Annotated in this window: 22 protein-coding genes and 1 pseudogene; 12 read left to right on the top strand and 11 right to left on the bottom strand. The window is 70.6% G+C overall.

Features of this window, described 5'->3' with window-relative positions:
• Nucleotides 1-143: 143 nt before the first annotated feature.
• Nucleotides 144-1,250, bottom strand: coding sequence for a septum site-determining protein Ssd (gene ssd / locus F7R91_RS26395; RefSeq protein ID WP_150951865.1), 1,107 nt, complete (start codon nt 1,248-1,250; stop codon nt 144-146).
• Between the two features lie 562 nt (nt 1,251-1,812).
• On the opposite strand from ssd, the gene F7R91_RS26390 reads away from it, so the two are divergent.
• Entirely contained in the window at nt 1,813-2,658 is an 846-nt protein-coding gene (locus F7R91_RS26390; RefSeq protein WP_150951862.1) for an HAD family hydrolase, read from the top strand.
• 417 nt (nt 2,659-3,075) lie between these two features.
• Here the strand turns inward: F7R91_RS26390 and F7R91_RS26385 are convergent, their stop codons facing one another.
• On the bottom strand, nt 3,076-3,900 hold the full coding sequence (locus F7R91_RS26385; protein ID WP_150951859.1) for a Fic family protein: 825 nt from the start codon (nt 3,898-3,900) through the stop codon (nt 3,076-3,078).
• A 100-nt stretch (nt 3,901-4,000) separates the two neighbouring features.
• Between F7R91_RS26385 and F7R91_RS26380 the strand changes: the two genes are divergently transcribed.
• Nucleotides 4,001-4,981, top strand: coding sequence for an ATP-binding protein (locus F7R91_RS26380; RefSeq protein WP_150951857.1), 981 nt, complete (start codon nt 4,001-4,003; stop codon nt 4,979-4,981).
• A 66-nt stretch (nt 4,982-5,047) separates the two neighbouring features.
• On the opposite strand, the gene F7R91_RS26375 is transcribed toward F7R91_RS26380, so the two are convergent.
• A complete protein-coding gene (locus F7R91_RS26375; protein ID WP_150951854.1) occupies nt 5,048-6,328 on the bottom strand; it encodes a polysaccharide deacetylase family protein in 1,281 nt (426 codons plus the stop codon).
• A gap of 338 nt (nt 6,329-6,666) precedes the next feature.
• On the opposite strand from F7R91_RS26375, the gene F7R91_RS26370 reads away from it, so the two are divergent.
• The 6 genes from F7R91_RS26370 (at nt 6,667) to F7R91_RS42990 (ending at nt 14,805) form a co-directional block, all read left to right on the top strand.
• A complete protein-coding gene (locus F7R91_RS26370; protein WP_150951851.1) occupies nt 6,667-9,087 on the top strand; it encodes a bifunctional SulP family inorganic anion transporter/carbonic anhydrase in 2,421 nt (806 codons plus the stop codon).
• A gap of 234 nt (nt 9,088-9,321) precedes the next feature.
• Complete coding sequence (acs, locus tag F7R91_RS26365; protein WP_191971646.1) at nt 9,322-11,322, top strand: acetate--CoA ligase; 2,001 nt, start codon at nt 9,322-9,324, stop codon at nt 11,320-11,322.
• A gap of 192 nt (nt 11,323-11,514) precedes the next feature.
• Complete coding sequence (gene nhaA / locus F7R91_RS26360; RefSeq protein ID WP_150951846.1) at nt 11,515-12,966, top strand: Na+/H+ antiporter NhaA; 1,452 nt, start codon at nt 11,515-11,517, stop codon at nt 12,964-12,966.
• 95 nt (nt 12,967-13,061) lie between these two features.
• The gene (locus F7R91_RS26355; protein WP_150951843.1) at nt 13,062-13,550 is read left to right on the top strand and encodes a phage holin family protein; all 489 of its coding nucleotides are present in this window, start codon (nt 13,062-13,064) and stop codon (nt 13,548-13,550) included.
• Entirely contained in the window at nt 13,547-14,494 is a 948-nt protein-coding gene (locus F7R91_RS26350; protein ID WP_150951840.1) for an alpha/beta fold hydrolase, read from the top strand. The genes F7R91_RS26355 and F7R91_RS26350 overlap by 4 nt, the downstream gene beginning before the upstream one ends.
• A 128-nt stretch (nt 14,495-14,622) precedes the next feature.
• Complete coding sequence (locus F7R91_RS42990) at nt 14,623-14,805, top strand: hypothetical protein (RefSeq protein WP_150951837.1); 183 nt, start codon at nt 14,623-14,625, stop codon at nt 14,803-14,805.
• A gap of 54 nt (nt 14,806-14,859) precedes the next feature.
• On the opposite strand, the gene F7R91_RS26340 is transcribed toward F7R91_RS42990, so the two are convergent.
• The 3 genes from F7R91_RS26340 to nth form a co-directional block, all read right to left on the bottom strand.
• The gene (locus tag F7R91_RS26340; RefSeq protein ID WP_150951834.1) at nt 14,860-16,059 is read right to left on the bottom strand and encodes a MarP family serine protease; all 1,200 of its coding nucleotides are present in this window, start codon (nt 16,057-16,059) and stop codon (nt 14,860-14,862) included.
• Between the two features lie 51 nt (nt 16,060-16,110).
• Entirely contained in the window at nt 16,111-16,806 is a 696-nt protein-coding gene (locus F7R91_RS26335; RefSeq protein WP_150951831.1) for an NUDIX hydrolase, read from the bottom strand.
• Nucleotides 16,807-16,884: 78 nt separating this feature from the next.
• Nucleotides 16,885-17,817, bottom strand: a complete 933-nt coding sequence (gene nth / locus F7R91_RS26330; RefSeq protein ID WP_225320800.1) for an endonuclease III — start codon at nt 17,815-17,817, stop codon at nt 16,885-16,887.
• Nucleotides 17,818-18,091: 274 nt separating this feature from the next.
• Here nth and F7R91_RS26325 point away from each other — a divergent pair, with 274 nt between their 5' ends.
• Both F7R91_RS26325 and F7R91_RS26320 read left to right on the top strand, forming a co-directional pair.
• Complete coding sequence (locus F7R91_RS26325; protein WP_094218401.1) at nt 18,092-18,766, top strand: Crp/Fnr family transcriptional regulator; 675 nt, start codon at nt 18,092-18,094, stop codon at nt 18,764-18,766.
• A gap of 223 nt (nt 18,767-18,989) precedes the next feature.
• Nucleotides 18,990-19,596, top strand: a pseudogene (locus tag F7R91_RS26320) (nucleotidyltransferase).
• Here the strand turns inward: F7R91_RS26320 and F7R91_RS26315 are convergent.
• The 4 genes from F7R91_RS26315 to F7R91_RS26300 all read right to left on the bottom strand — a co-directional run bounded on the left by F7R91_RS26315 (nt 19,593) and on the right by F7R91_RS26300 (nt 22,011).
• Nucleotides 19,593-20,423, bottom strand: coding sequence for an MBL fold metallo-hydrolase (locus F7R91_RS26315; protein ID WP_150951824.1), 831 nt, complete (start codon nt 20,421-20,423; stop codon nt 19,593-19,595). The pseudogene F7R91_RS26320 and the gene F7R91_RS26315 overlap by 4 nt on opposite strands.
• Before the next feature lie 25 nt (nt 20,424-20,448).
• Nucleotides 20,449-21,318 (bottom strand): NUDIX hydrolase, encoded by an 870-nt coding sequence (locus F7R91_RS26310; RefSeq protein WP_150951820.1) that lies wholly within the window; start codon nt 21,316-21,318, stop codon nt 20,449-20,451.
• 67 nt (nt 21,319-21,385) lie between these two features.
• Nucleotides 21,386-21,853 carry a RidA family protein gene (locus F7R91_RS26305; protein ID WP_150951817.1) on the bottom strand — a complete coding sequence of 156 codons (468 nt, stop codon included), beginning with the start codon at nt 21,851-21,853 and terminating at the stop codon, nt 21,386-21,388.
• Entirely contained in the window at nt 21,850-22,011 is a 162-nt protein-coding gene (locus tag F7R91_RS26300) for a DUF4177 domain-containing protein (protein ID WP_003975360.1), read from the bottom strand. The genes F7R91_RS26305 and F7R91_RS26300 overlap by 4 nt, the downstream gene beginning before the upstream one ends.
• Before the next feature lie 105 nt (nt 22,012-22,116).
• On the opposite strand from F7R91_RS26300, the gene F7R91_RS26295 reads away from it, so the two are divergent.
• A complete protein-coding gene (locus tag F7R91_RS26295) occupies nt 22,117-23,094 on the top strand; it encodes an ArsA family ATPase (protein ID WP_150951814.1) in 978 nt (325 codons plus the stop codon).
• A gap of 40 nt (nt 23,095-23,134) precedes the next feature.
• Complete coding sequence (locus F7R91_RS26290; RefSeq protein ID WP_150951811.1) at nt 23,135-24,478, top strand: ArsA family ATPase; 1,344 nt, start codon at nt 23,135-23,137, stop codon at nt 24,476-24,478.
• A gap of 41 nt (nt 24,479-24,519) precedes the next feature.
• Here F7R91_RS26290 and wblA read toward each other — a convergent pair whose 3' ends face one another.
• Nucleotides 24,520-24,858, bottom strand: coding sequence for a transcriptional regulator WblA (gene wblA / locus F7R91_RS26285; RefSeq protein ID WP_063757766.1), 339 nt, complete (start codon nt 24,856-24,858; stop codon nt 24,520-24,522).
• Between the last annotated feature and the right edge of the window lie 268 nt (nt 24,859-25,126).

Raw genomic sequence — 25,126 nt, 5'->3', positions numbered from 1 at the left:
TCCTGGAGGCATCCGAGATGGCATTCCTGGAGGCATCCCCGAAGACATGCCTGACGCCCTCGCCGAAGGCACGCCCCGACCGGCCGCCCCACCGCCCGCGGCACCCGTCGAACTCCCCGCCCGCTCAAGCCCGGAGACCGTGTTCATGCCGCACCCGCCTCCAGCAGCGCCCGCTCCCAGAACCCCTTGCAGAAGCGCGCGAGCGGACCGCGGGCCGCCGCGGCAGGCGGCTCCTTGCCCCCGTCCGGGCGCAGCAGTGCGGACTCGACGGGTACCTCACCGGCCAGGGGGAGCCCGAGCAGCCGGGCCACCTCGCGGTCGTCCAGCCCGGGCGCATACGGACCGCGTACCGCCACCCGCAGATCGCGCAGGACCATGCCGACGGCGGAGGCCACACGGGCGGCGGCCGCGACGGAGCGCAGTTCGGCGGGGACCACGAGGAGCCCCACGTCGAGCTGGGCGAGAACCTCGGCGACGCCGTCGTCCACACGGCGCGGCAGGTCGACGACCACCGTGCCGCCCCGCCGTCTCGCGGCGGCGAGCACCGCCCGCACGGCCTGCGGCGGGACGGCCACGTAGTCCCCGCGGTCCCAGCTGAGGACCCTGAGCGAGTGCAGCCGCGGCAGCGACTCCTCCAGGGCGCCCGAGCCGACCCTGCCGCGCGAGGCGGCGAACGCGGGCCACCGCAGCCCCTCGGCGGTCTCCCCGCCGAGGAGTACGTCGAGTCCGCCGCCCAACGGATCGGCGTCCACGAGCAGGGTGCGCAGTCCCTCGCGCGCGGAGGCGACGGCGAGTCCGCAGGCCAGCGTGGACGCTCCGGCCCCTCCCCGGCCGCCGATGACGCCGACGGTGAGGGCCGGCCGGCCGACCCCCTCGGCCACGTCGGCGATACGGTCGACCAGCCACTGCTCACCGTCGGGCAGCATCAGGACGTGGTCGGCGCCGATCTCCACGGCTCGCCGCCAGACCCCGGAGTCGTCCTGGTCACGGCCGACCAGCACCACTCCACGTCTGCGCGCGGCCCCGCGCACCCGCCGCGCGGCATCGTCGCCGACCAGGACCAGCGGTGCGGCCTCCCAACTGCTGTCGTGCACGAACCGATGGACCTCGGGTGTGGCGCCGGCTGCCGCGCACAGGCGCAGCAGGTCGTCGAGCAGTTCGTCGTCCTCGGTCACGATCAGTGGTGTGCCCTGCCGCCCTGAGGCGGCGGGCGGCGGATCGTGTGTGACGGATCCGGCCACGGTTTCCATCCCCCTTCGCTGCATCTCTCGCAGCGCCCCTGCGGCCCCGCGATTCCCAAACGTGTGAAGAACCGGCAACCGGCCTCCATATGAACGGCCGATACGAACCGGCCAAACGCGACCGACTTACTGGAACCGGCCAATGAGTCGGCACCCGCAGGACGCGTTGGAATCACGGTGCGACGAACCCGGAAATCGTGTGGATCTTGGTCGATAACTGTGGACAACTCGGCAGTTGTGAATATCGCCGTCACCCAAACCAGTGACTCGTGTACTGCCTCGTGTGCGACTCCGGCAGAGCGGAACGGCAACTACCCACGGTGACGGATCATGGGCGTTCGGAGACGACGGCCCCGACGGCCCGGCGTCGACGCCGCGGCCGCGCGCAGAAAGGGGCAAACCCACCCGGACATGCGACGACCCCCGCCGGGGGGGAGAGCGGGGGTCGTCTCCACGGCCGACTCGGGGGGGGAGGAGTCGGACCGGGTTAGCACGGTCGCGAACGATCCGTGACTTCCATGGTGTACCCGAGAGGCCTCTCAGGCAAACCCACGCGCCTACCTTACGCCGAATGGGCTGCGCCTATGCTCGGGGCGTGGAAAACCACTCCTTGCCCCGCACAGCGGCCTTCTTTGACCTGGACAAGACGGTCATTGCGAAGTCGAGCACGCTCACGTTCAGCAAGTCCTTCTACCAAGGCGGACTGATCAACCGCAGGGCCGCCTTGCGTACCGCATATGCCCAGTTCGTCTTCCTCGCCGGCGACGCGGACCACGACCAGATCGAGCGCATGCGGAAGTACCTCTCCGCGTTGTGCCGTGGCTGGAACGTCCAGCAGGTCAAGGAGATCGTCGCCGAGACGCTGCACGACATCATCGACCCGATCATCTACGACGAGGCGGCCTCGCTCATCGAGGAGCACCACACCGCCGGACGGGACGTGGTGATCGTGTCCACGTCGGGCGCCGAGGTGGTCGAGCCGATCGGCGAACTCCTCGGCGCCGACCGCGTGGTGGCGACCCGGATGGTGGTCGGCGAGGACGGCTGCTTCACCGGAGAGGTGGAGTACTACGCCTACGGCCCGACGAAGGCGGAGGCGATCAGGGAGCTGGCCGAGTCCGAGGGGTACGACCTCGAACGCTGTTACGCCTACAGCGACTCGGCGACCGACCTGCCGATGCTGGAGGCCGTCGGCCTGCCCCACGCCGTGAACCCGGACCGGGCGCTGCGCCGCGAGGCCGTCGCGCGCGGGTGGCCGATCCTCGACTTCCACCGCCCGGTGCGGCTGAAGAAGAGGCTCCCCGCGTTCTCCGTACCGCCCCGTCCGGCGCTCGTCGCGGCCGCCGCCATAGGCGCCGCGGCGGCCACCGCGGGACTGGTCTGGTACGCGAGCCGGCGTCGCGCGGCGGCGGCCTGACCTGCCATTTCGCCACCTCCCGACCCTCGTTCGGAATTCCCGCGCCGGATTAGTACGTGTTTGAACTTAAAGGTAAAGAAGTGCAGCCAGGCCTTCCGCTTGCTCAGGGCCTGGAGTACAAAGGGGTTAACGGCCCGCGAGACCAAGGACGTCCGAGAGGATCACCTTAAAATACGCAAACTGGCCCCACGGACCGAGCATGAACACCGGGCACCCACGCGACGTCGACCCGTCGATTACGGGCCAGCCGCACCAGGTGACGGGCAAAGTTCCCGGCCTGATGGGCGAGATATCGAGGACGCTTGGTAACCCGGTGGACATGCCAGCGGCGGTGCGAATTCTCGTACCGCCGCAACCCTGTGAGGCCTCCTCCCGGGGGCCTTTCCGCGTTACACGGCTTGCGTTACACCACGCGCGTCACGCCGCCCCGCGCTGCAACGCCTCGCACACCGCCGTCGACTCACGCGCCCCAAGTTCGACCGCCTTGCCGCAGTGGGCGATCCAGGCGGCCATCCCCTCCGGGATGCCGGAGACATAGCCGTCGAGGGCGGCGAGATACGCGGTCCGGCCCAGCTCGGCGTGGCCGACCTCCGCCGGACAGACGGACTTGGGGTCGAGACCGCTGCCCACCAGGACGATGCGCTCGGCCGCGCGCGCGACCAGGCCGTTGTGGGAGGCGAAGGGGCGCAGCGCGAGCAGTTCGCCGTGCACGACGGCGGCCATGACCAGCGCCGGGGCCGAACTGCCCGCGATGATCAGCTCGGAGAGCCCTTCGAGACGGCCGGACACCTCGGCGGCATCCGGCAGCGGAAGCTCGACCAGCGGCTCGTCGACCGGCTCACCGTCCTGGCGCGGCCGCCCGACCTCGTCGCCGGTGCCCGCGGCCGCGACCAGGTGCAGCCGGGCCAGCACCCGCAGCGGCGACTGCCGCCAGATGGACAGCAGCTGGCCCGCCTCCGCGCTCAGCCGAAGGGACGCGCCCACCACACGCGCCTCGTCGTCACCGCTGAAGTCGGTGCGCCGGCGCACCTCTTCGAGGGCCCAGTCCGCACCGGACAGTGCCGCGGAACCGCGGGAGCCACGCAGGGCGGCCTCGGCCGTGATCTCGTTGCTGCGCCGCCGCATGACCCGGTGCCCGTAGACCCGGTCCACGGACTTGCGCACGGACTCGACGGACTCGGCCACGCCGGGCAGCGAGCCCAGGGCTGCGAGCGGATCGGCGGTCGCACCTGTCGTACTCATGAGTACGACCCTACGCACCTTGAGGGCAGACCCACGAAGGAGTGGTCTTCTTCACGTCCGTCTGCCACGCACAGCCATCACCTGACTACCCTTTGTGAACATGAAAATTGCTTTCGTCGGGAAGGGCGGCAGCGGCAAGACCACCCTGTCCGCCCTGTTCATCCGCCATCTAGCCCATGCCGGCGCCCCGGTCGTCGCCGTCGACGCCGACATCAACCAGCACCTGGGCCCCGCGCTCGGCATGAACGAGGCGGAGGCCGCCGCACTGCCTGCGATGGGCGATCGGCTGCCGCTGATCAAGGACTACCTGCGCGGAAGCAACCCACGGATCGTCTCCGCCGAGACCATGATCAAGACGACCCCGCCCGGCGAGGGCTCGCGGCTGCTGCGGGTGCGCGAGGACAATCCGGTGTACGACGCCTGCGCTCGGCCGGTGGAACTCGACGGCGGCGCCGTCCGTTTGATGGTCACCGGCCCGTTCACCGAGTCCGATGTGGGAGTGGCCTGCTACCACTCCAAGACCGGTGCGGTGGAGCTCTGTCTGAACCATCTCGTCGACGGCCACGGCGAGTACGTCGTCGTCGACATGACGGCGGGCTCGGACTCCTTCGCGTCCGGTCTGTTCACCCGCTTCGACATCACGTTCCTCGTCGCCGAGCCGACCCGGAAGGGAGTCTCCGTCTATCGCCAGTACAAGGAGTACGCCCGCGACTTCGGCGTCGTGCTGAAGGTCGTCGGCAACAAGGTGCAGGGCCAGGACGACCTCGACTTCCTCCGCACCGAAGTCGGGGACGACCTGCTCGTGACGGTCGGGCACTCGGACTGGGTGCGTGCCCTGGAGAAAGGCCGGCCGCCCCGGTTCGAGCTCCTGGAGGATGCCAACCGCCGCGCCCTGCGCCTGCTGCAGACGGCCGTCGACGCGACGTACGAGCTGCGGAACTGGGAGCGCTACACGCGCCAGATGGTGCACTTCCACCTGAAGAACGCGGCCTCATGGGGCAATGCGCGCACCGGGGTCGATCTGGCGGCGCAGATCGACCCCGGGTTCGTGCTCGGCGAGGGTGCGGTGGTCAGGGTTTGAGCGTGCGGCGGTCAGGGGTTTGAGGGTGCGGCGTCAGGGTTTTGAGAGGGCGATGGCGAGGGCCGACTACGGCCTGACCGCCTTCGCCCCCGGTACGCCCCTCGGTGCCGGGGCGGGCCGACCGGCCAGGAAGGACGCCCAGCCCTGCTTCGGGGCCTCGCCGACCTTCAGGGTGCCCAGCTTCTTCAGGACCTGCGGGTCCTGGGCGTCGAGCCAGTCGGCGAGCTGCCGGAAGGAGACGCACCGCACCTCGGACCTGGTGCACACCTCCTCCACGACCTCCTCGACGGCGCGCATATAGGTGCCGCCGTTCCACGACTCGAAGTGGTTGCCGATGATCAGTGGGGCGCGGTTGCCGTTGTAGGCGCGGTCGAAGCCCTTGAGCAGACCGTCGCGCATCTGGTCGCCCCAGAGATCGTGCTTGGCGGGGTCGCCCTGGGTTCTGGTGCCCGACTGGTTGACCATGAAGTTGTAGTCCATGCTGAGTTGTTCGTAGGAGTGTCCGGGGAACGGCACGAGCTGCATCGACAGGTCCCACAGGCCGTCCTTCTTCCTGGGCCAGACCTGCTGGTTGACGCCGCTGGTGTCGTAGCGGAAGCCCATGTCGCGGGCGGCCTTCATGAAGTTCTTCCGGCCCTCCAGGCAGGGGGTGCGCGCGCCCACGAGTTCCTTGTCGTAGTCGAAGGGCAGCGGGGCCGCCGTCCTCGTGCCGGTGTTGGTCTTCCAGGACTTGACGAACTGCTTGGCCTGGGAGATCTCGTCCTTCCAGTCGTCCACCGACCACTCGCCCACCCCGCCGCCGCTGCCGCAGAAGTGGCCGTTGAAGTGGGTGCCGATCTCGTTGCCCTCCAGCCACGCCAGACGCAGCTGCTTCACGGTGTCGGCGATGCCCTCCTCGTCGTTGAAGCCGATGTCCGAGCGGCCCGGGGAGTGCTGCGGGGGCCGGTACAGGTCGCGCTTGTCCTCCGGCAGCATGTACACGCCGCTCAGGAAGTACGTCATCGTCGCGTTGTTGGCCTTGGCGACCTTGCGGAAGTAGGAGAAGAGCTTCTGGCCGTCCTCGCCGGCACCGTCCCAGGAGAAGACCACGAACTGCGGGGGCCGCAGGCCGGGCTTGAGGCGCTCGGGTCTGGGGAGGTGGGGCTGCGCCCCGGTGTACGAGGTGGAGCCGTCCCCGATCAGCCGGACCATGCTCCTGGGCGGCGGGCCCGGGGCCCCCTTCGGTGGTCCGGGCGCCCCTTGCTTCGAACCGCTGACGCCGGTCGCGCAACCGGCGAGTGACGCCGCACAGGCCGCGGCGGCCGCGGCGACCACGGCGCCAGCGGCGATCCTCTGGGTGGCTGCCATGATCGGCCCACCTTCTTCCTACTCTCGGGCCCACGCCGACGAGGGCGTTTTCTGGTGATGCGCCGGGAAGGTCCGACAGCGCCGCCAAGGTCGCACGGGACCGAGAGGGAATTAGTAAGACAAGCCGATCAAGTAGTTACTTCACCTTTCCGGGTGACTTGTTGCCCCATTTGCCCGGAAAGTCTATGCCCGCCCTTTACTCTGCATTACGATTCATTTACCGAGCGTGATTCATCCCGCCGCTGCATGCCGTGACCCACGGCCGCGACCCGACCCCCCGCCATCGACGGGGGACCACCTGATCCGCGACCGCGCTGCCCCGGAGGAGACGGGAAACAATGTCAGCTTGCGTCCCCACCCGCGCCGCCGACCCGACCCGGTCGACGACCAACCACCCGCCCCACAGCCCCCCGCCGACCCCGCCCCGCCGCTTCCGCGTCGCGGGCGCCGACGTGTCCGCCTCGATCGCGGTCTTCCTGATCGCCCTCCCCCTGTCCCTCGGCATCGCCCTCGCCACCGGCGCGCCCCTCCAGGCCGGTCTCGTCGCCGCCGCCGTCGGAGGACTCGTCGCCGGGCGGCTCGGCGGCTCCGCCCTGCAGGTCAGCGGCCCCGCCGCAGGGCTCACCGTCGTCACCGCCGACCTGATCCACCGCTACGGATGGCGTACGACCTGCGCCATCACGGTCCTCGCAGGACTCACCCAGATCGGCCTCGGCTGCCTGCGCGTGGCCCGCACCGCCCTCGCCGTCAGCCCCGCCATCGTGCACGGCATGCTCGCCGGTATCGGCGTCACCATCGCCGTGGCCCAGCTGCACATCGTCATCGGCGGCACTCCACAGAGCTCCGTCCTCGCCAACCTGCATGCCCTGCCTGCCCAGTTGGCGCATCTGCGTCCCGCCGCCCTGTCGGTGAGCACGCTGACCCTGGCCCTGTTGCTGCTGTGGCCGCGGATCCCCGGCCGGGCCGGACACCTGCTGCGCAAGGTCCCCTCGGCGCTCGTCGCCGTCGCCGGGGCCACCGCGGCCGCCTCGCTCGCCGGACTGACCCTGCCCAAGGTCGCCCTGCCCGCCTGGAGCGGCCATGCCCTGGCCGGGCTGCCCGAGGGCCCGGTACTGGGCCTCGCCACCGCCGTGCTCACCATCACGCTGGTGTGCAGTGTGCAGTCGCTGCTCGGCGCGGTCGCCGCGGACAAGCTGGCGGCCGGCCGCCCGGGCCTGCCCGCCCGCGCCGGACGCTCGGACCTGGACCGCGAACTGCTCGGCCAGGGCGCCGCCAACATCGTCTCCGGCACGCTCGGCGGACTCCCGGTCGCCGGGGTGGCCGTGCGGACGTCCGCGAATGTGAAGGCGGGTGCCCTGAGCCGGAACTCCACGATGCTGCACGGCGTTCTCGTAGTGGTTGCCGCGCTGCTGATGGTCCCGGTCCTGGAGCTCATCCCGCTCGCCTCGCTCGCCGCCCTGGTGATGGCCATCGGCATCCAGATGGTGTCCCTGCACCACATCCGCACGGTGACCCGCCACCGGGAAGTGCTGGTGTACGCCGTCACCACACTCGGCGTGGTCCTCCTCGGCGTCCTTCAGGGCGTGACGCTGGGGGTCGCCGTTGCCGTCTCCGTCGCCCTGAACCGCCTCGCCCGCACCCGGATCACTCGTGAGGAGAAGGAAGGAGTCCATCACGTACATGTACGAGGACAGTTGACGTTCCTCGCCGTGCCGCGGCTCAGCCGTGTGCTGCATCTCGTACCCCAAGGGGCCGACGCCGTCGTCGAGTTGGACGGCTCCTTCATGGATCACGCGGCGTACGAGGCGCTGCAGGACTGGCAGAAGACGCACACCGCGCAGGGTGGGTCCGTCGAGGTGACCGGCCGTCGCGCCGGAGTCCGGATCGGCGAGCCCACGGGTCTTTCCGGTCAGCTCTCCGAGGCGGGCGACGACGAACCGGTGAACTCCACCGGCTGCCGCTGCCGTCCCTGGACGCCCTGGCGCAACCACCAGTGCGACCGTGTGCAGCCCGCACCGTCACCCGGCGGGCATCCGGGCGGGTCCGGCGCGCCCGGGCCAGGGGGTTGCGCAGCGGCCGCCTCAGGCCCGAGCGGGCACGAACTGGCGCGTGGCATCAGCGCGTTCCAGCGCGACACCGCACCCCTGGTGCGGGGCGAGCTGGCGCGGCTGGCGCGCGAGGGACAGCGTCCTGCCCAGCTCTTCCTCACCTGCGCCGACTCGCGGCTGGTCACATCGATGATCACATCCAGTGGTCCCGGTGACCTCTTCGTGGTGCGCAATGTGGGCAACCTCGTGCCGCCGCCGGGCCAGGAGAGCGGGGACGACTCGGTGGCGGCCGCCATCGAGTACGCGGTGGACGTGCTGAACGTGCGCTCCATCACCGTGTGCGGACACTCCGGGTGCGGCGCCATGCAGGCGCTGCTCAACGCCGAGCCCACGGGCGCCCGGACCCCGCTCAAGCGGTGGCTGCGGCACGGGCTGCCCAGTCTGGAGCGCATGGCCGACACCGGCCGGCCGTGGCGGGGCCTGGCCGGACGCCCGCCCGCCGACGCGGTCGAGCGGCTCTGTCTGGCCAATGTGGTCCAGCAGTTGGAGCATCTGCGTGCCCACGAGTCCGTGGCCCGGGCCCTGCGGCACGGGGAACTGGAGCTGCACGGAATGTACTTCCATGTGGGCGAGGCCCAGGCCTATCTGCTCTCGGGAGCCGACGGGGAAGAGCTCTTCGATCACGTGGGAACGGCGGACCTGTCCGCGTGAGCCCACCGCAGGGAGGGCCGGTCACGTCATCCGGGAGCGGTCGGCGTCCGACCCGCCCGGGTCACTTCATCCGCCGCGCCGCACCCTCCCCTGTGAAACGCGTTACAGCCTCTGAACTCCGTCCCGTCGGCATCCGTGGGTACGGGTGACGCAGCCCGCCGCTACCATCCCGCAAACAGGTCTAAACCAATTCTCCCGTCGACCCTTGTCATCGGACCCCCCGTCTGATGAGCTGTGGCCTGGGACACAACGGACACCCTGGGAAAGGCAGATGCCGTGAGCAACGAAAGCCTGGCCAACCTGCTCAAGGAAGAGCGCAGGTTTGCACCCCCCGCCGACCTGGCCGCGCGCGCCAATGTCACCGCGGAGGCGTATGAGCAGGCCAAGGCTGACAGGCTCGGTTTCTGGGCCGAGCAGGCCCGCCGGCTGGCCTGGGCCAAGGAGCCGACCGAGACCCTCGACTGGTCGAACCCGCCGTTCGCCCAGTGGTTCAAGGACGGCGAGCTCAATGTCGCGTACAACTGCGTGGACCGGCATGTGGAGGCCGGCCACGGGGACCGGGTCGCCATCCACTTCGAGGGCGAGCCGGGCGACAGCCGCGCCATCACCTACGCCGAGCTCAAGGACGAGGTCTCCAAGGCCGCGAACGCCCTGCTGGAGCTGGGAGTTCAGAAGGGCGACCGGGTCGCCGTCTACATGCCGATGATCCCCGAGACGGCGGTCGCGATGCTGGCCTGCGCGCGGATCGGCGCCGCGCACTCGGTCGTCTTCGGCGGCTTCTCGGCGGACGCGCTCGCCACCCGTATCCAGGACGCCGACGCCAAGGTCGTCATCACCGCCGACGGCGGCTGGCGGCGCGGCAAGCCGTCCGCGCTCAAGCCGGCCGTGGACGAGGCGATCGCGCGCGTGGACAACGTCGGGCATGTGCTCGTGGTCCGCCGCACCGGCCAGGACGTCGCCTGGACCGAGGGCCGCGACGTGTGGTGGCACGAGATCGTCGAGCGGCAGTCCGCCGAGCACACCCCGCAGGCGTTCGAGGCGGAGCACCCGCTGTTCATCCTCTACACGTCCGGTACGACGGGTAGGCCGAAGGGCATCCTGCACACCTCCGGCGGTTACCTCACGCAGGTCACGTACACGCACCACGCGGTCTTCGACCTCAAGCCGGAGACCGACGTCTTCTGGTGCACGGCCGACGTCGGCTGGGTCACCGGACACTCGTACATCGTCTACGGGCCGCTGGCGAACGGCGCGAGTCAGGTCATGTACGAGGGCACCCCGGACACCCCTCACCAGGGCCGCTTCTGGGAGATCGTGCAGAAGTACGGGGTGACGATCCTGTACACCGCGCCCACCGCGATCCGTACGTTCATGAAGTGGGGCGACGACATCCCCGCGAAGTTCGACCTCAGCAGCCTGCGGGTGCTGGGCTCGGTCGGCGAGCCGATCAACCCCGAGGCCTGGATCTGGTACCGCAAGCACATCGGGGCCGACCGGACCCCCATCGTGGACACCTGGTGGCAGACCGAGACCGGCGCGATGATGATCTCGCCACTGCCGGGCGTCACCGAGACCAAGCCCGGTTCCGCACAGCGCCCGCTGCCCGGTATCTCGGCGACCGTCGTCGACGACGAGGCGAACGAGGTGCCCAACGGCGGGGGCGGCTACCTGGTCCTCACCGAGCCGTGGCCGTCGATGCTGCGCACCATCTGGGGCGACGACCAGCGCTTCCTCGACACGTACTGGTCCCGCTTCGAGGGCAAGTACTTCGCGGGGGACGGGGCGAAGAAGGACGACGACGGCGACATCTGGCTGCTCGGGCGCGTCGACGACGTGATGCTGGTGTCGGGCCACAACATCTCCACCACCGAGGTCGAGTCGGCGCTCGTCTCGCACGCGTCGGTCGCCGAGGCGGCCGTCGTCGGCGCCTCCGACGAGACCACCGGACAGGCCATCGTCGCCTTCGTCATCCTGCGCGGCACGGCGAACGCCGAGGACGAGCAGCTGGTCGCCGAGCTGCGAGGTCACGTCGGCGCCACCCTCGGCCCGATCGCCAAGCCGAAGCGGATCCTGCCGGTGGCCGAGCTGCCGAAGACCCGCTCCGGCAAGATCATGCGCCGTCTGCTGCGGGACGTGGCCGAGAACCGCCAGCTCGGCGATGTCACCACGCTGACGGACTCCACGGTCATGGACCTCATCCAGGCGAAGCTCCCGGCGGCGCCCAGCGAGGACTGAGCACGGCGGAGTACGGCTCCCGAGGGCACCTGGCAGCAAGCGCGCCGGGTGCCCTTTTCGCACCTAACGTGGGGATCGCCGGATTCCTTCTCGCGTACCTTAGGTAAACTAAGCAAAAAGACAACACTCAGGGTGCGCCGGGAAGTCTGGTCGGCATGTGCTCCGTCCTGCCCACCGACCGGAGGTCTCCCCGTGGCCGCGCCCCGCACCACCGTTCCCCGCAAGGTCCTCGGACGCCTGTCCCTGCCCGAGCGGACCTTCGTCACGGACGCGCTGCGCACCGAGACCGTCGGCGGTGTCCTGCTGCTTCTCGCCGCGATCGCCGCGCTGGTCTGGGCGAACATACCCGCGCTGCACGACAGCTACGAGAGCGTCAGCGACTTCCACCTCGGCCCCGCGGCACTCGGGCTCGACCTGTCGGTCGCGCACTGGGCCGCCGACGGACTCCTCGCGGTCTTCTTCTTCGTCGCCGGCATCGAGCTCAAACGCGAACTGGTCGCCGGTGACCTGCGCGACCCGAAAGCGGCCGTGCTGCCCGTGGTGGCGGCGCTGTGCGGGATGGCCGTACCGGCGCTCGTCTACTTCCTCACCAGCCTCACCGGCGGCGGCTCCCTGGAGGGCTGGGCGGTGCCCACCGCCACCGACATCGCGTTCGCGCTGGCCGTGCTCGCCGTCATCGGGACGTCCCTGCCGAACGCCCTGCGGGCCTTCCTGCTCACCCTCGCCGTCGTCGACGACCTCTTCGCGATCCTGATCATCGCGGTGTTCTTCACCGACAGCATCGACTTCGCGGCACTCGGCGGCGCCGTGGCCGGTCTCGCCGTCTTCTGGCTGCTGCTGCGCAAGGGCGTACGCGGCTGGTACGTCTACGTCCCGCTCGCCCTCGTCATCTGGGGGCTGATGTACAACAGCGGCGTCCACGCCACCATCTCCGGCGTGGCCATGGGCCTGATGCTGCGCTGCACCACCCGGGAGGGGGAGGAGCACTCCCCCGGTGAGCACATCGAGCACCTGGCACGCCCCTTCTCGGCGGGCCTGGCAGTGCCGCTGTTCGCCTTGTTCAGCGCCGGTGTCTCGATCTCCGGCCACGCGCTCGCCGATGTGTTCGACAGGCCCGAGACGCTGGGCGTGGTCCTCGGCCTCGTGGTCGGCAAGGCGATCGGCATCTTCGGCGGGACCTGGCTGACGGCCCGTTTCACCCGGGCCTCGCTCAGCGACGACCTCGCATGGTCGGACGTCTTCGCCGTGGCGACCCTGGCCGGCATCGGCTTCACGGTCTCGCTGCTGATCGCCGAGCTCGCCTTCGAGGGCGACACGGTACTGACGGACGAGATCAAGGCCGCCGTCCTGACGGGGTCCCTGATCGCGGCCGTCCTCGCGGCCGTCCTCCTGAAGATCCGGAACGCCGGATACCGCAGGCTCTTCGAGGCGGAGGAACGCGACGACGACCTCGACGGCATCCCCGACATCTACGAGGAGGACAACCCGGCGTACCACCTGAGGATGGCCGCCATCCACGAACGCAAGGCCGCCGAGCACCGCCGGACCGCCGCGCTCAAGGCCGCGGAGCAGGAGGCCGCCGTACGGCACGGGCTTGCCGAAGTGGCGGGCGGGGCAGGCGAGGAGAACGACCGTCCGGCATGATCTGACGGGACGGTACAAAAGAGCCCGTTCACCGTCAGGCATGATCCGGACAGACAATCAGACGGACAATCGGACAGACAACAAGGGAGACCGCGATGAGCGCACCCGACGGCAGCCCGGTCGGCGCCGAACGCAGCATCGGCCAGCTGTTCGCCTCGGCGACGACCGAAATGTCGGCGCTGGTGCACGACGAGATCGCACTGGCCAAGGCGCAGCTCAAGCAGGACGTCAAGCGCGGGGCGACGAGCGGCGGCGCGTTCTCGCTGGCGGGCGCGGTCCTGATCTTCTCCCTGCCGATGCTGAACTTCGCGCTGGCGTACGGCATCCGGACCTGGAGCGACTGGAACCTCGCGATCTGCTTCCTGCTGTCCTTCGCGGCGAACGTGCTGGTCGCCGCGGTCCTCGCGCTGATCGGCGTGGTCTTCGCGAAGAAGGCCAAGAAGAGCCAGGGCCCGCAGAAGGTCGCCGCCTCGATGAAGGAGACGGCCGGCGTGCTGCAGAAGGCCAAGCCGCACCCGCGTCCGGAGCTCCCCCAGGACCGGGCCCCCCAGGCCATCGAAGCTGTGGCACGCTCGTCGTCATGACGGATCCCGCCGCTTCGGCGCAGCCTGCCTCGCTCGTACGACTGGACCTCCCCGGCGGGCACGAGGTGACCCATCGCAACGTCGCCGCCAACGGCGCGCGTTTCCACATCGCCGAACTGGGCGACGGGCCGCTGGTCCTGCTGCTGCACGGCTTCCCGCAGTTCTGGTGGGCCTGGCGGCATCAGCTCGTCGCGCTCGCCGACGCGGGCTTCCGGGCCGTCGCCATGGACCTGCGGGGCGTCGGCGGCAGCGACCGCACCCCGCGCGGATACGACCCGGCCAACCTCGCCCTCGACGTGACCGGCGTGATCCGCTCCCTGGGCGAGCCGGACGCCGCGCTGGTCGGCCATGACCTGGGCGGCTATCTGGCGTGGACGGCCGCCGCGATGCGGCCCAAGCTCGTACGGCGGCTCGCGGTGGCGTCCATGCCGCACCCCCGGCGCTGGCGCTCGGCCATGCTCTCGGACCTCAAGCAGACCAGCGCGGGCTCCTACATCTGGGGATTCCAGCGGCCCTGGATCCCGGAACGCCGGCTCACCGCCGACGACGGCGCGCTGGTGGGCCGGCTGATCCGGGACTGGTCCGGCCCGGGCCTGCCGGACGACGATGCGGTGGAGGCGTACCGGCGCGCGATGTGCATCCCCTCCGCGGCGCACTGCTCGATCGAGCCGTACCGCTGGATGGTGCGGTCGATCGCCCGCCCCGACGGCATCCAGTTCAACCGTCGTATGAAGCGCCCGGTGCGTGTGCCGACGCTGCATCTGCACGGCTCGCTCGACCCAGTGATGCGGATCCGCAGCGCGGCCGGATCCGGGGAGTACGTCGAGGCGCCGTACCGCTGGCGGCTCTTCGACGGGCTCGGGCACTTCCCGCACGAGGAGGATCCGGTCGCCTTCTCGGCAGAGCTGATCAACTGGCTGAAGGATCCCGAACCCGATCGGTGACCACGCCGATGCGCCCGGTGTCCGGGGCCTGAACGCGTGTCCTGTGAACGGCCAATTGCCTGGCGCATAGGCCAATTGGGCGGCCCGGAGGCGATTATCGACCATGGGGCAGGGGCAGACGTCGGGGTATGGGCTGGACGCACGACTACAGTGACGTAGTTCGCAATCGACGCTCGGGCAGCGGCCTGAGCTCCCACCAGGAAGGCGCTGCCCCGCAGCTGCCGGACACGGATCTCCGGGTGGGTATCCCGCGCATCCTGCGCCGCCGGGCCCGCTGGGTCTCGGTACGCCTGCGCCACCCGCGCGGCTGACACGCCGTTCGGCCCAGGGCCCGCCCCAGCAGGTCCTGTCGTCAACGACAGGACCTAGAGTGCGCAGCTGTCGCTGTCCACCTGCTGCGTGGCGGTACGGCCCTTGGCGATGTCCCCCTGGATCTCGTCCGCGGTGAGCGCGTAGCCGGTGTCGGAGTCGTCGAGCGACTTCGCGAAGACCACGCCGTACACCTTGCCCTCGGGCGTGAGCAGCGGGCCGCCGGAGTTGCCCTGGCGGACGGTCGCGTACAGCGAGTACACATCGCGGTGCACGGTGCCGCGGTGGTAGATGTCCGGGCCGTTGGCCGTGATGCGGCCGCGCACCCGCGCGGCGCGGACGTCGTACGCCCCGTTCTCCGGGAAGCCCGCGATGATCGCGCCGTCGCCGCTGGCCGCGTCCTCGGACGTGAACTTCAGGGCGGGCGCGCTCAGGTCCGGCACGTCCAGTACGGCGATGTCGCGCTCCCAGTCGTACAGGACGACCGTGGCGTCGTACTTCCGGCCCTCGCCGCCTATCTGGACGGTGGGCTCGTCGACGCCGCCCACGACATGCGCGTTGGTCATGACACGGCGGTCGCCGAAGACGAAGCCGGTGCCCTCGAGGACCTTGCCGCAGCTCTGCGCGGTGCCCATCACCTTGACGATGGAGCGCTGGGCCCGGGTGGCCACCGGGCTGTTGGCGAGGGCCGGGTCCGGCGGCTTGACCTCCTTGATCGGCTCGTTGGAGAACGGGCTGAAGACCTGCGGGAAACCGTTCTGCGCAAGGACCGAGGTGAAGTCCTTGAACCAGGTGTCGGCCTGATCGGGCAGCGCCTCCGAGACGCCCAGCAGCACCTTGGAGTTGCGGACCTCCTTGCCCAGCGTCGGCAGTGTGGTCTGTGCGAGGGCGGAGCCGATCAGCCAGGCCACCAGGAGCATCGCGACGACGTTCACCAGAGCGCCGCCGGTGGCGTCCAGGGCGCGGGCCGGTGACCAGGTGATGTAGCGGCGCAGCTTGTTGCCGAGGTGGGTGGTCAGGGCCTGGCCGACCGAGGCGCAGACGATCACGATGACGACCGCGACGACGGCGGCGGTGGTGCTGACCTCCGCGTTGTCGCTCAGGGCGTCCCAGATCACCGGAAGCACGGAGACGGCGACGAGACCGCCGCCCAGGAAACCGATCACCGACAGGATGCCGACCACGAAGCCCTGGCGGTAACCGACGATCGCGAACCACACGGCGGCGACCAGCAACAGGATGTCCAGCACGTTCACCGGTTTTTAGCCTCGCCTCATCACTTCGCGGTCACCTCAGGGGACACCCTGTCATGACCGCCAGTCGAGCGGGACCTGCTTCTCCCGGTCCCAGGGCCGCTCCCAGCCCGAGAAGTGGAGCAGGCGGTCGATGATTCCGGCCGTAAAACCCCAGACCAGGGCCGATTCGACCAGAAATGCCGGACCTCGGTGGCCGCTGGGGTGGACGGTGGTGGCCCGGTTGCCGGGGTCCGTGAGATCCGCCACGGGGACCGTGAAGACACGGGCGGTCTCGGCCGGATCGACCACCCCGACCGGGCTGGGCTCGCGCCACCAGCCGAGAACGGGGGTGACGACGAATCTGCTGACCGGGATGTAGAGCTTGGGCAGCACGCCGAAGAGCTGGACTCCGGCCGGGTCGAGCCCGGTCTCCTCCTCGGCCTCGCGGAGGGCGGCCCGCAGCGGCCCGTCGGCCTTCGGGTCGCCGTCCTCGGGGTCGAGGGCGCCGCCGGGGAAGGACGGCTGGCCGGCGTGGGAGCGCAGGGAGGTCGCCCGCTCCATGAGCAGCAGCTCGGGGCCGCGCTCGCCCTCGCCGAACAGGATGAGGACGGCGGACTGGCGCCCCGCGCCGTTCTCCGGGGGCAGGAAGCGGCTCAGCTGCAGCGGCTCGACCGTCTCCACGGCGTGCACCACCGGGTCCAGCCAGCCGGGAAGGCCCTCCTTGCTGAGTGTCACCGGGCCGCCCCACGTATTGCTCGCTCGCGTCATCGCCACCCCCGTTCCCTCGGGTCCAACGCCCGGACCTCACGAGATCGTTCCGTCATCCCGCCCCCAGCGGTCGTTCCGTCATCCCGCCCCCAGCGGCGGGGCCGGCTTGCCGCCCGCGTCGAGGTACGCCTGCGGGGGCTTCAGACGCTGGCCCGGGAAACCGCCCTTCTCGTACTTGAGCAGCTTCCTCGCCTTCTCGGGGTCCGTCTCGCCCTCGCCGTACGCCGGGCAGAGCGGGGCGATGGGGCAGGCGCCGCAGGCGGGCTTGCGGGCGTGGCAGATGCGGCGGCCGTGGAAGATCACATGGTGCGAGAGCATCGTCCAGTCGCTCTTCGGGAAGAGCGCGCCGACGGCGGCCTCGATCTTGTCGGGGTCGGTCTGGTCGGTCCACTGCCAGCGCTTCACCAGCCGCTGGAAGTGGGTGTCGACGGTGATGCCGGGGCGGCCGAAGGCGTTGCCGAGCACGACGAAGGCGGTCTTGCGGCCGACGCCGGGCAGTTTGACGAGGTCTTCCAGCCGGCCGGGGACCTCGCCGTCGAACTGCTCCACCAGGGCCTTGGACAGCCCTATGACGGACTTGGTCTTCGCCCGGAAGAAACCGGTGGGCCTGAGGATCTCCTCGACCTCCTCCGGGTTGGCCGCGGCCAGGTCCTCGGGCGTCGGGTACCTGGCGAAGAGGGCGGGCGTGGTCTGGTTGACCCTGAGGTCGGTGGTCTGCGCGGACAGCACCGTGGCGAGGATCAGCTGGAAGGGGTTCTCGAAGTCCAGCTCCGGGTGGGCGTACGGATAGACCTCGGCGAGTTCGCGGTTGATCCGGCGGGCCCGGCGGACCAGGGCCGTGCGCGACTCGTTCTTCGGCGGCTTCGGGGCGATGGTCTTCGCGGGACCGGCCTTCTTCACGGCGGCCGTGGCCTTCTTGGGAGCGGCGGCCGTGGCCTTCTGGGGAGCGGCCGCCGTCTTCTTTGTCGTTCTTGCCGTTTTCCTGCCACCGCCAGAGGCTTGTTCGCCCACAGCGGAATCGCGACGTACAACCACCCGCCCAGCCCCCTCGGCCTGCGCTCTCACCGGCAATTTGGACACCCGGCCAGCCTAAAGCCCGGCACCGACATCCGCCCCGGACCCAGAAGATCGGCCCCCAATTGGACCCCTGCCGCTTACCTCGGGACACCTGTGCGGCATCCTTGTGACAGATCACACTGTTTGGAACGTCCGGCAAAATGGGGAGCAGGGTCCCCTGGTACGCGGGGCGCAAGATCCCCTGAGCAGGTCGACAAGGAGAGAACTCGTGGACGACGTTCTGCGGCGCAACCCGCTCTTCGCGGCTCTCGACGACGAGCAGGCCGCGGAGCTCCGCGCCTCCATGAGTGAGGTGACCCTCGCACGCGGCGACTCGCTGTTCCACGAGGGCGACCCCGGTGACCGGCTGTACGTCGTCACCGAGGGCAAGGTCAAGCTCCACCGCACGTCCCCCGACGGCCGCGAGAACATGCTGGCCGTGGTGGGTCCCAGCGAGCTCATCGGCGAGCTGTCGCTCTTCGACCCGGGCCCGCGCACGGCTACGGCCACCGCGCTGACCGAGGTCAAGCTGCTGGGCCTCGGCCACGGCGACCTCCAGCCCTGGCTGAACGTCCGCCCCGAGGTGGCGGGCGCCCTGCTGCGCGCCGTCGCGCGCCGGCTGCGCAAGACCAACGACGCGATGTCCGACCTGGTCTTCTCGGACGTCCCGGGCCGTGTGGCCCGTGCGCTGCTCGACCTCTCCCGCCGCTTCGGCGTGCAGTCCGAGGAGGGCATCCACGTCGTCCACGACCTCACGCAGGAGGAGCTGGCCCAGCTGGTCGGCGCGTCCCGCGAGACCGTGAACAAGGCGCTGGCCGACTTCGCGCAGCGCGGGTGGCTCCGCCTGGAGGCGCGGGCCGTGATTCTGCTGGACGTGGAGCGACTGGCCAAGCGGTCCCGCTGACGCGGGGTCTTGTGCGGTACGTCTGGGTAGGTCTGGGTACGTCTGAGGGCCCGTCTTCTTGAAGGCGGGCCCCGTTCGTGTGACCGCCCCTCCTGGGTGCGGCGCCCCCGGACCCCCACTTCCCCCACATCCCCGACTTCGGCCACTTCGGCCAGAAACGGCCTCCCCCTCACCGCGCCGAATTCAACGCGCCCAGGCCCCCCGATCGCGGCAGAGTGACCCTATGGCCGCACCCCCTCCCCCCAAGGGCCTCGACGCCCAGGGCTACATCGAGCGCGAGGGCTCCCTCGGGCGTATCCCGCACGTCTTTCGTCCCGTCGTCGCCGTGGGGCGGGACGAGGTGCTCGATGTGTTCGGGGCGCGGCTGCACAGCGCGTACCACCCCGCTGCTCGGCGAGGACCTCGCCGAGTATCTGCCGCGCTACCGCCCCGACTCGCTGCTCGCCCGGGAGACCAACGGGGACCTCGCCGTGCTCCTGCCGCGCTGGCGGGAGCGGGTCGCCGCCGCCGACTCCGGTGACGACCCCGACGAGGCCCGGCGGCGGCTGGTGCGCTTCATGTCGCGGCACCTCGTCCGTACCGGCTTCACGCTCGTCATGCCCCGCTGGAACGGCTGGACCAGTGAGCTGGAGGAGATGGCCGCGGTCTTCGGCGCGTACCACCCCGAGCGGGCCGAACAGATGCGGGCGGCCGCCGCCCTCGGGCACGAGCCCACCGGTGACCGGGCCGTCCTCACCTCGTACGTCGACGATCTCGGCCCCTGGCTCGCCGCGGAGTACACGCGCGTGCACGGCGTCAAAGCACCGCGGCCGGAACTGGCGGGCAGCTAAATGAGTCCGTGCTCCGACAGATAGTCCAGCTGCGCCCGTGCCGACAGCTCCGCCGCCGGCCACAGGGAGCGGTCCACGTCCGCGTACACATGGGCGACGACCTCGGCCGGGGTCCGGTGGCCGTCCTCCACCGCCGTCTCGACCTGGGCGAGCCGGTGGGCACGGTGGGCGAGGTAGAACTCGACGGCGCCCTGGGCGTCCTCCAGGACCGGGCCGTGGCCCGGGAGCACCGTGTGCACGCCGTCGTCGACCGTGAGCGACCTGAGCCGCCGCAGCGAGTCCAGATAGTCGCCCAGGCGGCCGTCGGGGTGCGCCACCACGGTCGTACCGCGGCCCAGGATGGTGTCGCCGGTCAGGATCGCGCCGTCGGCCGGGAGGTGGAAGCACAGGGAGTCGGCGGTGTGCCCCGGGGTCGGTACGACCCTGAGCTCCAGCCCTCCGACGGCGACCACGTCCCCGGCGGCCAGCCCCTCGTCGCCGAGCCGCAGCGCCGGGTCCAGCGCCCGCACCGTCGTCCCGGTCAGCCCGGCGAAGCGTGCGGCGCCCTCCGCATGGTCCGGGTGGCCGTGCGTCAGCAGGGTGAGGGCGATGCGCTTGCCGGCCTTCTCGGCCGTCTCGACGACGTTGTTCAGATGTCCTTCGTCCAGCGGCCCCGGGTCCACGACCACGGCGAGTGCTGAGCCGGGCTCGGAGAGGATCCAGGTGTTCGTCCCGTCCAGGGTCATCGCCGAGGCGTTGGGCGCGAGCACGTTGACGGCACGCGCGGTCGCCGGGCCGGACAGGACCCCGCCCCGCGGCCGGCCGGGGAGAGCGGCTGCGTCCGTCATACGAGGCGACCTTCCGGGACGTGGTTCATGCGGTGGGCCCGCCCGTCGGGATGCGCTTGGTGAACTCGCCGTGGCCCGGCCAGGACAGCACGATGTCGCCGTTCTCCAGGCGGGCCTGTGCCAGGACGGGGGTCAGATCGCGCCCCGGGGCCGCGGCGAGCGCCCCGGCCGCCGTGCCGTGCGGGGCCAGCTGGCGCAGGGTCGCGACGGTGGGCGGCATCATCAGCAGCTCGCCCTTGTCGTACGAGGCGGCGGCGTCCTCGGGCCGGATCCACACCGTACGGTCGGCCTCCGTGGAGGCGTTGCGGGTGCGCTGGCCCTCGGGGAGGGCGGCCACGAAGAACCAGGTGTCGTAGCGGCGGGCTTCGAACTCGGGGGTGATCCAGCGCGTCCACGCGCCGAGCAGGTCGGAGCGCAGGACCAGTCCGCGCCGCTCCAGGAACTCGGCGAACGACAGATCGCGGGCGACCAGCGCCGCACGGTCCGCCTCCCAGTCCTCGCCCGTGGTGTCGCCGACGACGGAGTCGGGGGCCGGGCCGGCCAGCAGGACGCCCGCCTCCTCGTACGTCTCGCGGACGGCCGCGCAGACGATCGCCTGGGCCGCGGTCTCGTCGACGCCGAGCCGGTCGGCCCACCACGCGCGCGTGGGGCCCGCCCAGCGGATGTGGTGGTCGTCGTCCCGTGGGTCGACGCCGCCACCGGGGTAGGCGTACGCGCCTCCGGCGAAGGCCATGGAGGCGCGTCTGCGCAGCATGTGGACGGCGGGACCGGTGTCGGTGTCCTTGAGGAGCATGACGGTGGCCGCGCGCTTCGGGGAGACCGGGGTGAGGCTGCCGTCCGCCAGCGCGCGGATGAGGTCCGGCCACTCCTTGGGGTACCACTGACCGTTCGCCATGGTCGGAGGCTATCCCGAAGCGCGCTGATGTTCGAGAGGCAGAGATCGTCCCCGAGGCGGGGCGCGGCTACGCCTCGGTCAGCTCCACCTGGACCTCGACCTCAACCGGCGCGTCCAGCGGCAGCACCGTCACGCCCACCGCGCTGCGCGCGTGCACGCCCTTGTCGCCGAAGACCTCGCCCAGCAGCTCGCTCGCGCCGTTGAGCACGGCCGGCTGGCCGGTGAAGTCCGAGGCCGAGGCGACGAAGCCGACGACCTTCACCACGCGCGCGACGCGGTCCAGGTCGCCGGTCACCGACTTGACGGCGGCCAGGGCGTTCAGCGCGCACGTCCGCGCCAGGTCCTTGGCCTCCTCCGGCGTGACCTCCGCGCCCACCTTGCCGGTGACCGGGAGCTTGCCCTCCACCATCGGCAGCTGGCCGGCGGTGTACACGTAGGCGCCCGATCGCACGGCCGGCTGGTACGCGGCGAGCGGAGGCACGACCTCCGGCAGGGTCAGGCCGAGTTCGGCGAGCCGCGCCTCGACCGCGCTCATGCCTGCTTCTCCCGCTTCAGATAGGCCACGAGCTGCTCGGGGTTGTTCGGTCCGGGCACGACCTGGACGAGCTCCCAGCCGTCCTCGCCCCAGGTGTCCAGAATTTGCTTCGTGGCGTGCACGAGCAGGGGCACGGTTGCGTATTCCCACTTGGTCATGTGGCCGACTCTAGCCCCTGCCGCGGACCGCTCCGTGCCCGGCCGCAGCCGCGTTGTCCACAGCCTCCCGCGTGACTCGGACGCGGACTGGTTAGGCTCGAAGACGTGAGCAGGCTCCAGGTCGTCAGCGGCAAGGGCGGGACCGGAAAGACGACGGTCGCCGCAGCCCTCGCGCTGGCCCTGGCCACCGAGGGGAAGCGGACGCTTCTCGTCGAGGTCGAGGGCAGGCAGGGCATCGCGCAGCTCTTCGAAACGGAAGCGCTGCCCTACGAGGAGCGGAAGATCGCCGTCGCTCCTGGGGGCGGGGAGGTGTACGCCCTCGCCATAGACCCCGAACTGGCCCTTCTGGACTACCTCCAGATGTTCTACAAACTGGGGGGCGCCGGACGGGCCCTGAAAAAGCTAGGCGCGATCGACTTCGCCACCACGATCGCGCCCGGGCTCAGAGACGTACTCCTGACGGGCAAGGCGTGCGAGGCGGTGCGCCGGAAGGACAAGTCGGGGCGTTTCACCTACGACTATGTCGTGATGGACGCCCCGCCCACCGGGCGCATCACCCGGTTCCTCAACGTCAATGACGAGGTCGCCGGGCTCGCGAAGATCGGGCCGATACACAATCAGGCGCAGGCCGTGATGCGGGTGCTGAAGTCCCCGGAGACGGCCGTGCACCTGGTGACGCTGCTGGAGGAGATGCCCGTCCAGGAGACCGCGGACGGGATCGCCGAGCTGCGGGCGGCACGGCTGCCGGTGGGGCGGATCATCGTCAACATGGTCCGGCCCGAGGTGTTGGACGCGGCCGACCTGGAACTCGTACGGAGCGTTCCGCGCACCGCCGTCGCCAAGTCGCTGTCCACGGCGGGGCTCGGCGGGGCCCGGCGCGGCGGGAACGCCGAGAAGCTGGTGGACCCGCTCGTGCAGCAGGCCGGGGAGTACGCCGAGCGGTACGAGCTGGAGCACGAACAGCGGGCCGTCCTCGGCGAGCTGGGCCTGCCCGTGCACGAACTGCCGCTGCTCGCCGAGGGCATGGATCTGGCGGGCCTGTACGAACTGGCCGCGGAGCTGCGGAACCAGGACCTGTCATGAGGTCGTTGAACGGGTTGAAGAGTCGGAAGCAGGGGATGTCATGAGCCGTCCGGAACCGGCCCACGCGCACGACCACGCCGCCCGGCATCTGTCTCCCGCGCGCACGCTCGACCTGGACCCGCTGCTCGACGACCCGAAGACCCGCATCGTGGTGTGCTGCGGCTCCGGCGGCGTCGGCAAGACCACGACCGCGGCGGCGCTGGGGCTGCGGGCCGCCGAGCGGGGCCGCAAGGTGGTGGTCCTCACCATCGACCCGGCCCGCCGGCTCGCCCAGTCGATGGGCATCGACTCGCTGGACAACGTCCCCCGCCGGGTGAAGGGCCTCGACGACTCCGCGACCGGCGAGCTGCACGCCATGATGCTCGACATGAAGCGCACCTTCGACGAGATCGTCGAGGCGCACGCGGACGGCGAACGGGCCGCCGCGATCCTGAACAACCCCTTCTACCAGTCGCTTTCGGCGGGCTTCGCGGGCACGCAGGAGTACATGGCGATGGAGAAACTGGGACAGCTGCGCGCTCGGGACGAGTGGGACCTGATCGTCGTCGACACGCCGCCGTCCCGCTCGGCGCTCGACTTCCTGGACGCGCCCAAGCGGCTCGGGTCCTTCCTGGACGGGCGGCTGATCCGGCTGCTGACGGCCCCGGCGAAGCTGGGCGGGCGGGCCGGGATGAAGTTCCTGAACGTGGGGATGTCGATGATGACCGGCACCCTCGGCAAGCTGCTCGGCGGACAGCTCCTCAAGGACGTCCAGACGTTCGTGGCCGCGATGGACACCACCTTCGGCGGGTTCCGCACACGCGCGGACGCCACGTACAAGCTGCTCCAGGCGCCCGGGACGGCGTTCCTGGTCGTCGCGGCGCCGGAGCGGGACGCGCTGCGGGAGGCCGCGTACTTCGTGGAGCGGCTGGCGGCCGAGGACATGCCGCTCGCCGGTCTGGTGCTCAACCGGGTCCATGGCAGCGGCGCCGCCCGGCTGTCGGCCGAGCGGGCACTCGCGGCCGCGGAAAATCTTGAAGAGCCCCGCATTGTCGATCAGGACGGCGGGAAAGCTGGACTTCGTAACTCCCCCGACATGTACGGAAGTTCACAATCTCCCGCATCCGATCCGGTGTCCGGGTCAGGCTCCCCCGCCATGGACCGAACCGCAGACCGGAGCGTGGAACAACTCACCGCGAGCCTGCTGAGGCTGCATGCCGAGCGTATGCAGCTGCTCTCCCGTGAGCAGCGCACGCGCGACCGCTTCACCGCACTCCACCCCGAGGTGGCGGTGGCCGAAGTGGCCGCGCTGCCCGGCGACGTACACGACCTCGCGGGGCTGCGGGACATCGGAAACCGGCTGGCGGCCGGGCGGCCGGAGCTGCCCGGGGCGGCCGACGGCTGAACCGAGCCGAAACCGAGCCGAAGCCGGGCCGAGGGCCCCCCTCAGCCCACCGCTGCGTAGTTCTCGTACACCTCGTCGTCGTCGAGGGGCAGGATGCCCACCCCGCGCTCGTACTCGGTACGTGCGGTCTCGAGCAGCCGACGCCACGAGGTGACGGTCGGCCGCCTGCGCAGCAGGGCGCGGCGCTCCCGCTCCGTCATGCCTCCCCACACGCCGAACTCGACGCGGTTGTCGAGCGCATCGGCCAGACATTCGGTGCGTACCGGACATCCGGTGCACACCGCCTTGGCCCTGTTCTGCGCTGCTCCCTGAACGAACAGTTCATCCGGATCGGTAGTGCGGCAGGCCGCCTGCGCACTCCAGTCGGTTACCCAGCCCATACCGGCGCCGTCCTCTCCCGAATCGAGGCTCCCCCACGGCGGCAGCGGCATATTCACCGCCGCCAGTTGAGGACGTTACGGAAGGCGGGCACAGCGCAACACCCCCTTCGGGCCCAATCTTGAATGGCCCGAACGGACTATGCGTAAGCGGCAGATCACCCGGGGGAGTGAGCTGGCGACATATGTAACCTCCCCGGCAAACGGGGACAGTTCAGTTGAGTCACAACGGGCGCCGAGTGACACACAAGGCGGATTCGGACACGCCCCC

The organism is Streptomyces luteolifulvus, assembly GCF_008806595.1.
Lineage (GTDB): Bacteria > Actinomycetota > Actinomycetes > Streptomycetales > Streptomycetaceae > Streptomyces > Streptomyces luteolifulvus.
The sequence above is the reverse complement of the archived record's forward strand: the minus strand, read 5'-3'. Positions and strand labels throughout refer to the sequence as shown.

What these genes read in the sequence shown, in the direction of transcription:
- ssd (WP_150951865.1), bottom strand. Translation starts at nt 1,250, where the DNA reads ATGGAAACCGTGGCCGGATCCGTCACACACGATCCGCCGCCCGCCGCC.
- F7R91_RS26390 (WP_150951862.1), top strand. Translation starts at nt 1,813, where the DNA reads ATGGGCTGCGCCTATGCTCGGGGCGTGGAAAACCACTCCTTGCCCCGC.
- F7R91_RS26385 (WP_150951859.1), bottom strand. Translation starts at nt 3,900, where the DNA reads ATGAGTACGACAGGTGCGACCGCCGATCCGCTCGCAGCCCTGGGCTCG.
- F7R91_RS26380 (WP_150951857.1), top strand. Translation starts at nt 4,001, where the DNA reads ATGAAAATTGCTTTCGTCGGGAAGGGCGGCAGCGGCAAGACCACCCTG.
- F7R91_RS26375 (WP_150951854.1), bottom strand. Translation starts at nt 6,328, where the DNA reads ATGGCAGCCACCCAGAGGATCGCCGCTGGCGCCGTGGTCGCCGCGGCC.
- F7R91_RS26370 (WP_150951851.1), top strand. Translation starts at nt 6,667, where the DNA reads ATGTCAGCTTGCGTCCCCACCCGCGCCGCCGACCCGACCCGGTCGACG.
- F7R91_RS26355 (WP_150951843.1), top strand. Translation starts at nt 13,062, where the DNA reads ATGAGCGCACCCGACGGCAGCCCGGTCGGCGCCGAACGCAGCATCGGC.
- F7R91_RS26350 (WP_150951840.1), top strand. Translation starts at nt 13,547, where the DNA reads ATGACGGATCCCGCCGCTTCGGCGCAGCCTGCCTCGCTCGTACGACTG.
- F7R91_RS42990 (WP_150951837.1), top strand. Translation starts at nt 14,623, where the DNA reads ATGGGCTGGACGCACGACTACAGTGACGTAGTTCGCAATCGACGCTCG.
- F7R91_RS26335 (WP_150951831.1), bottom strand. Translation starts at nt 16,806, where the DNA reads ATGACGCGAGCGAGCAATACGTGGGGCGGCCCGGTGACACTCAGCAAG.
- F7R91_RS26315 (WP_150951824.1), bottom strand. Translation starts at nt 20,423, where the DNA reads ATGACGGACGCAGCCGCTCTCCCCGGCCGGCCGCGGGGCGGGGTCCTG.
- F7R91_RS26310 (WP_150951820.1), bottom strand. Translation starts at nt 21,318, where the DNA reads ATGGCGAACGGTCAGTGGTACCCCAAGGAGTGGCCGGACCTCATCCGC.
- F7R91_RS26305 (WP_150951817.1), bottom strand. Translation starts at nt 21,853, where the DNA reads ATGAGCGCGGTCGAGGCGCGGCTCGCCGAACTCGGCCTGACCCTGCCG.
- F7R91_RS26300 (WP_003975360.1), bottom strand. Translation starts at nt 22,011, where the DNA reads ATGACCAAGTGGGAATACGCAACCGTGCCCCTGCTCGTGCACGCCACG.
- F7R91_RS26290 (WP_150951811.1), top strand. Translation starts at nt 23,135, where the DNA reads ATGAGCCGTCCGGAACCGGCCCACGCGCACGACCACGCCGCCCGGCAT.
- wblA (WP_063757766.1), bottom strand. Translation starts at nt 24,858, where the DNA reads ATGGGCTGGGTAACCGACTGGAGTGCGCAGGCGGCCTGCCGCACTACC.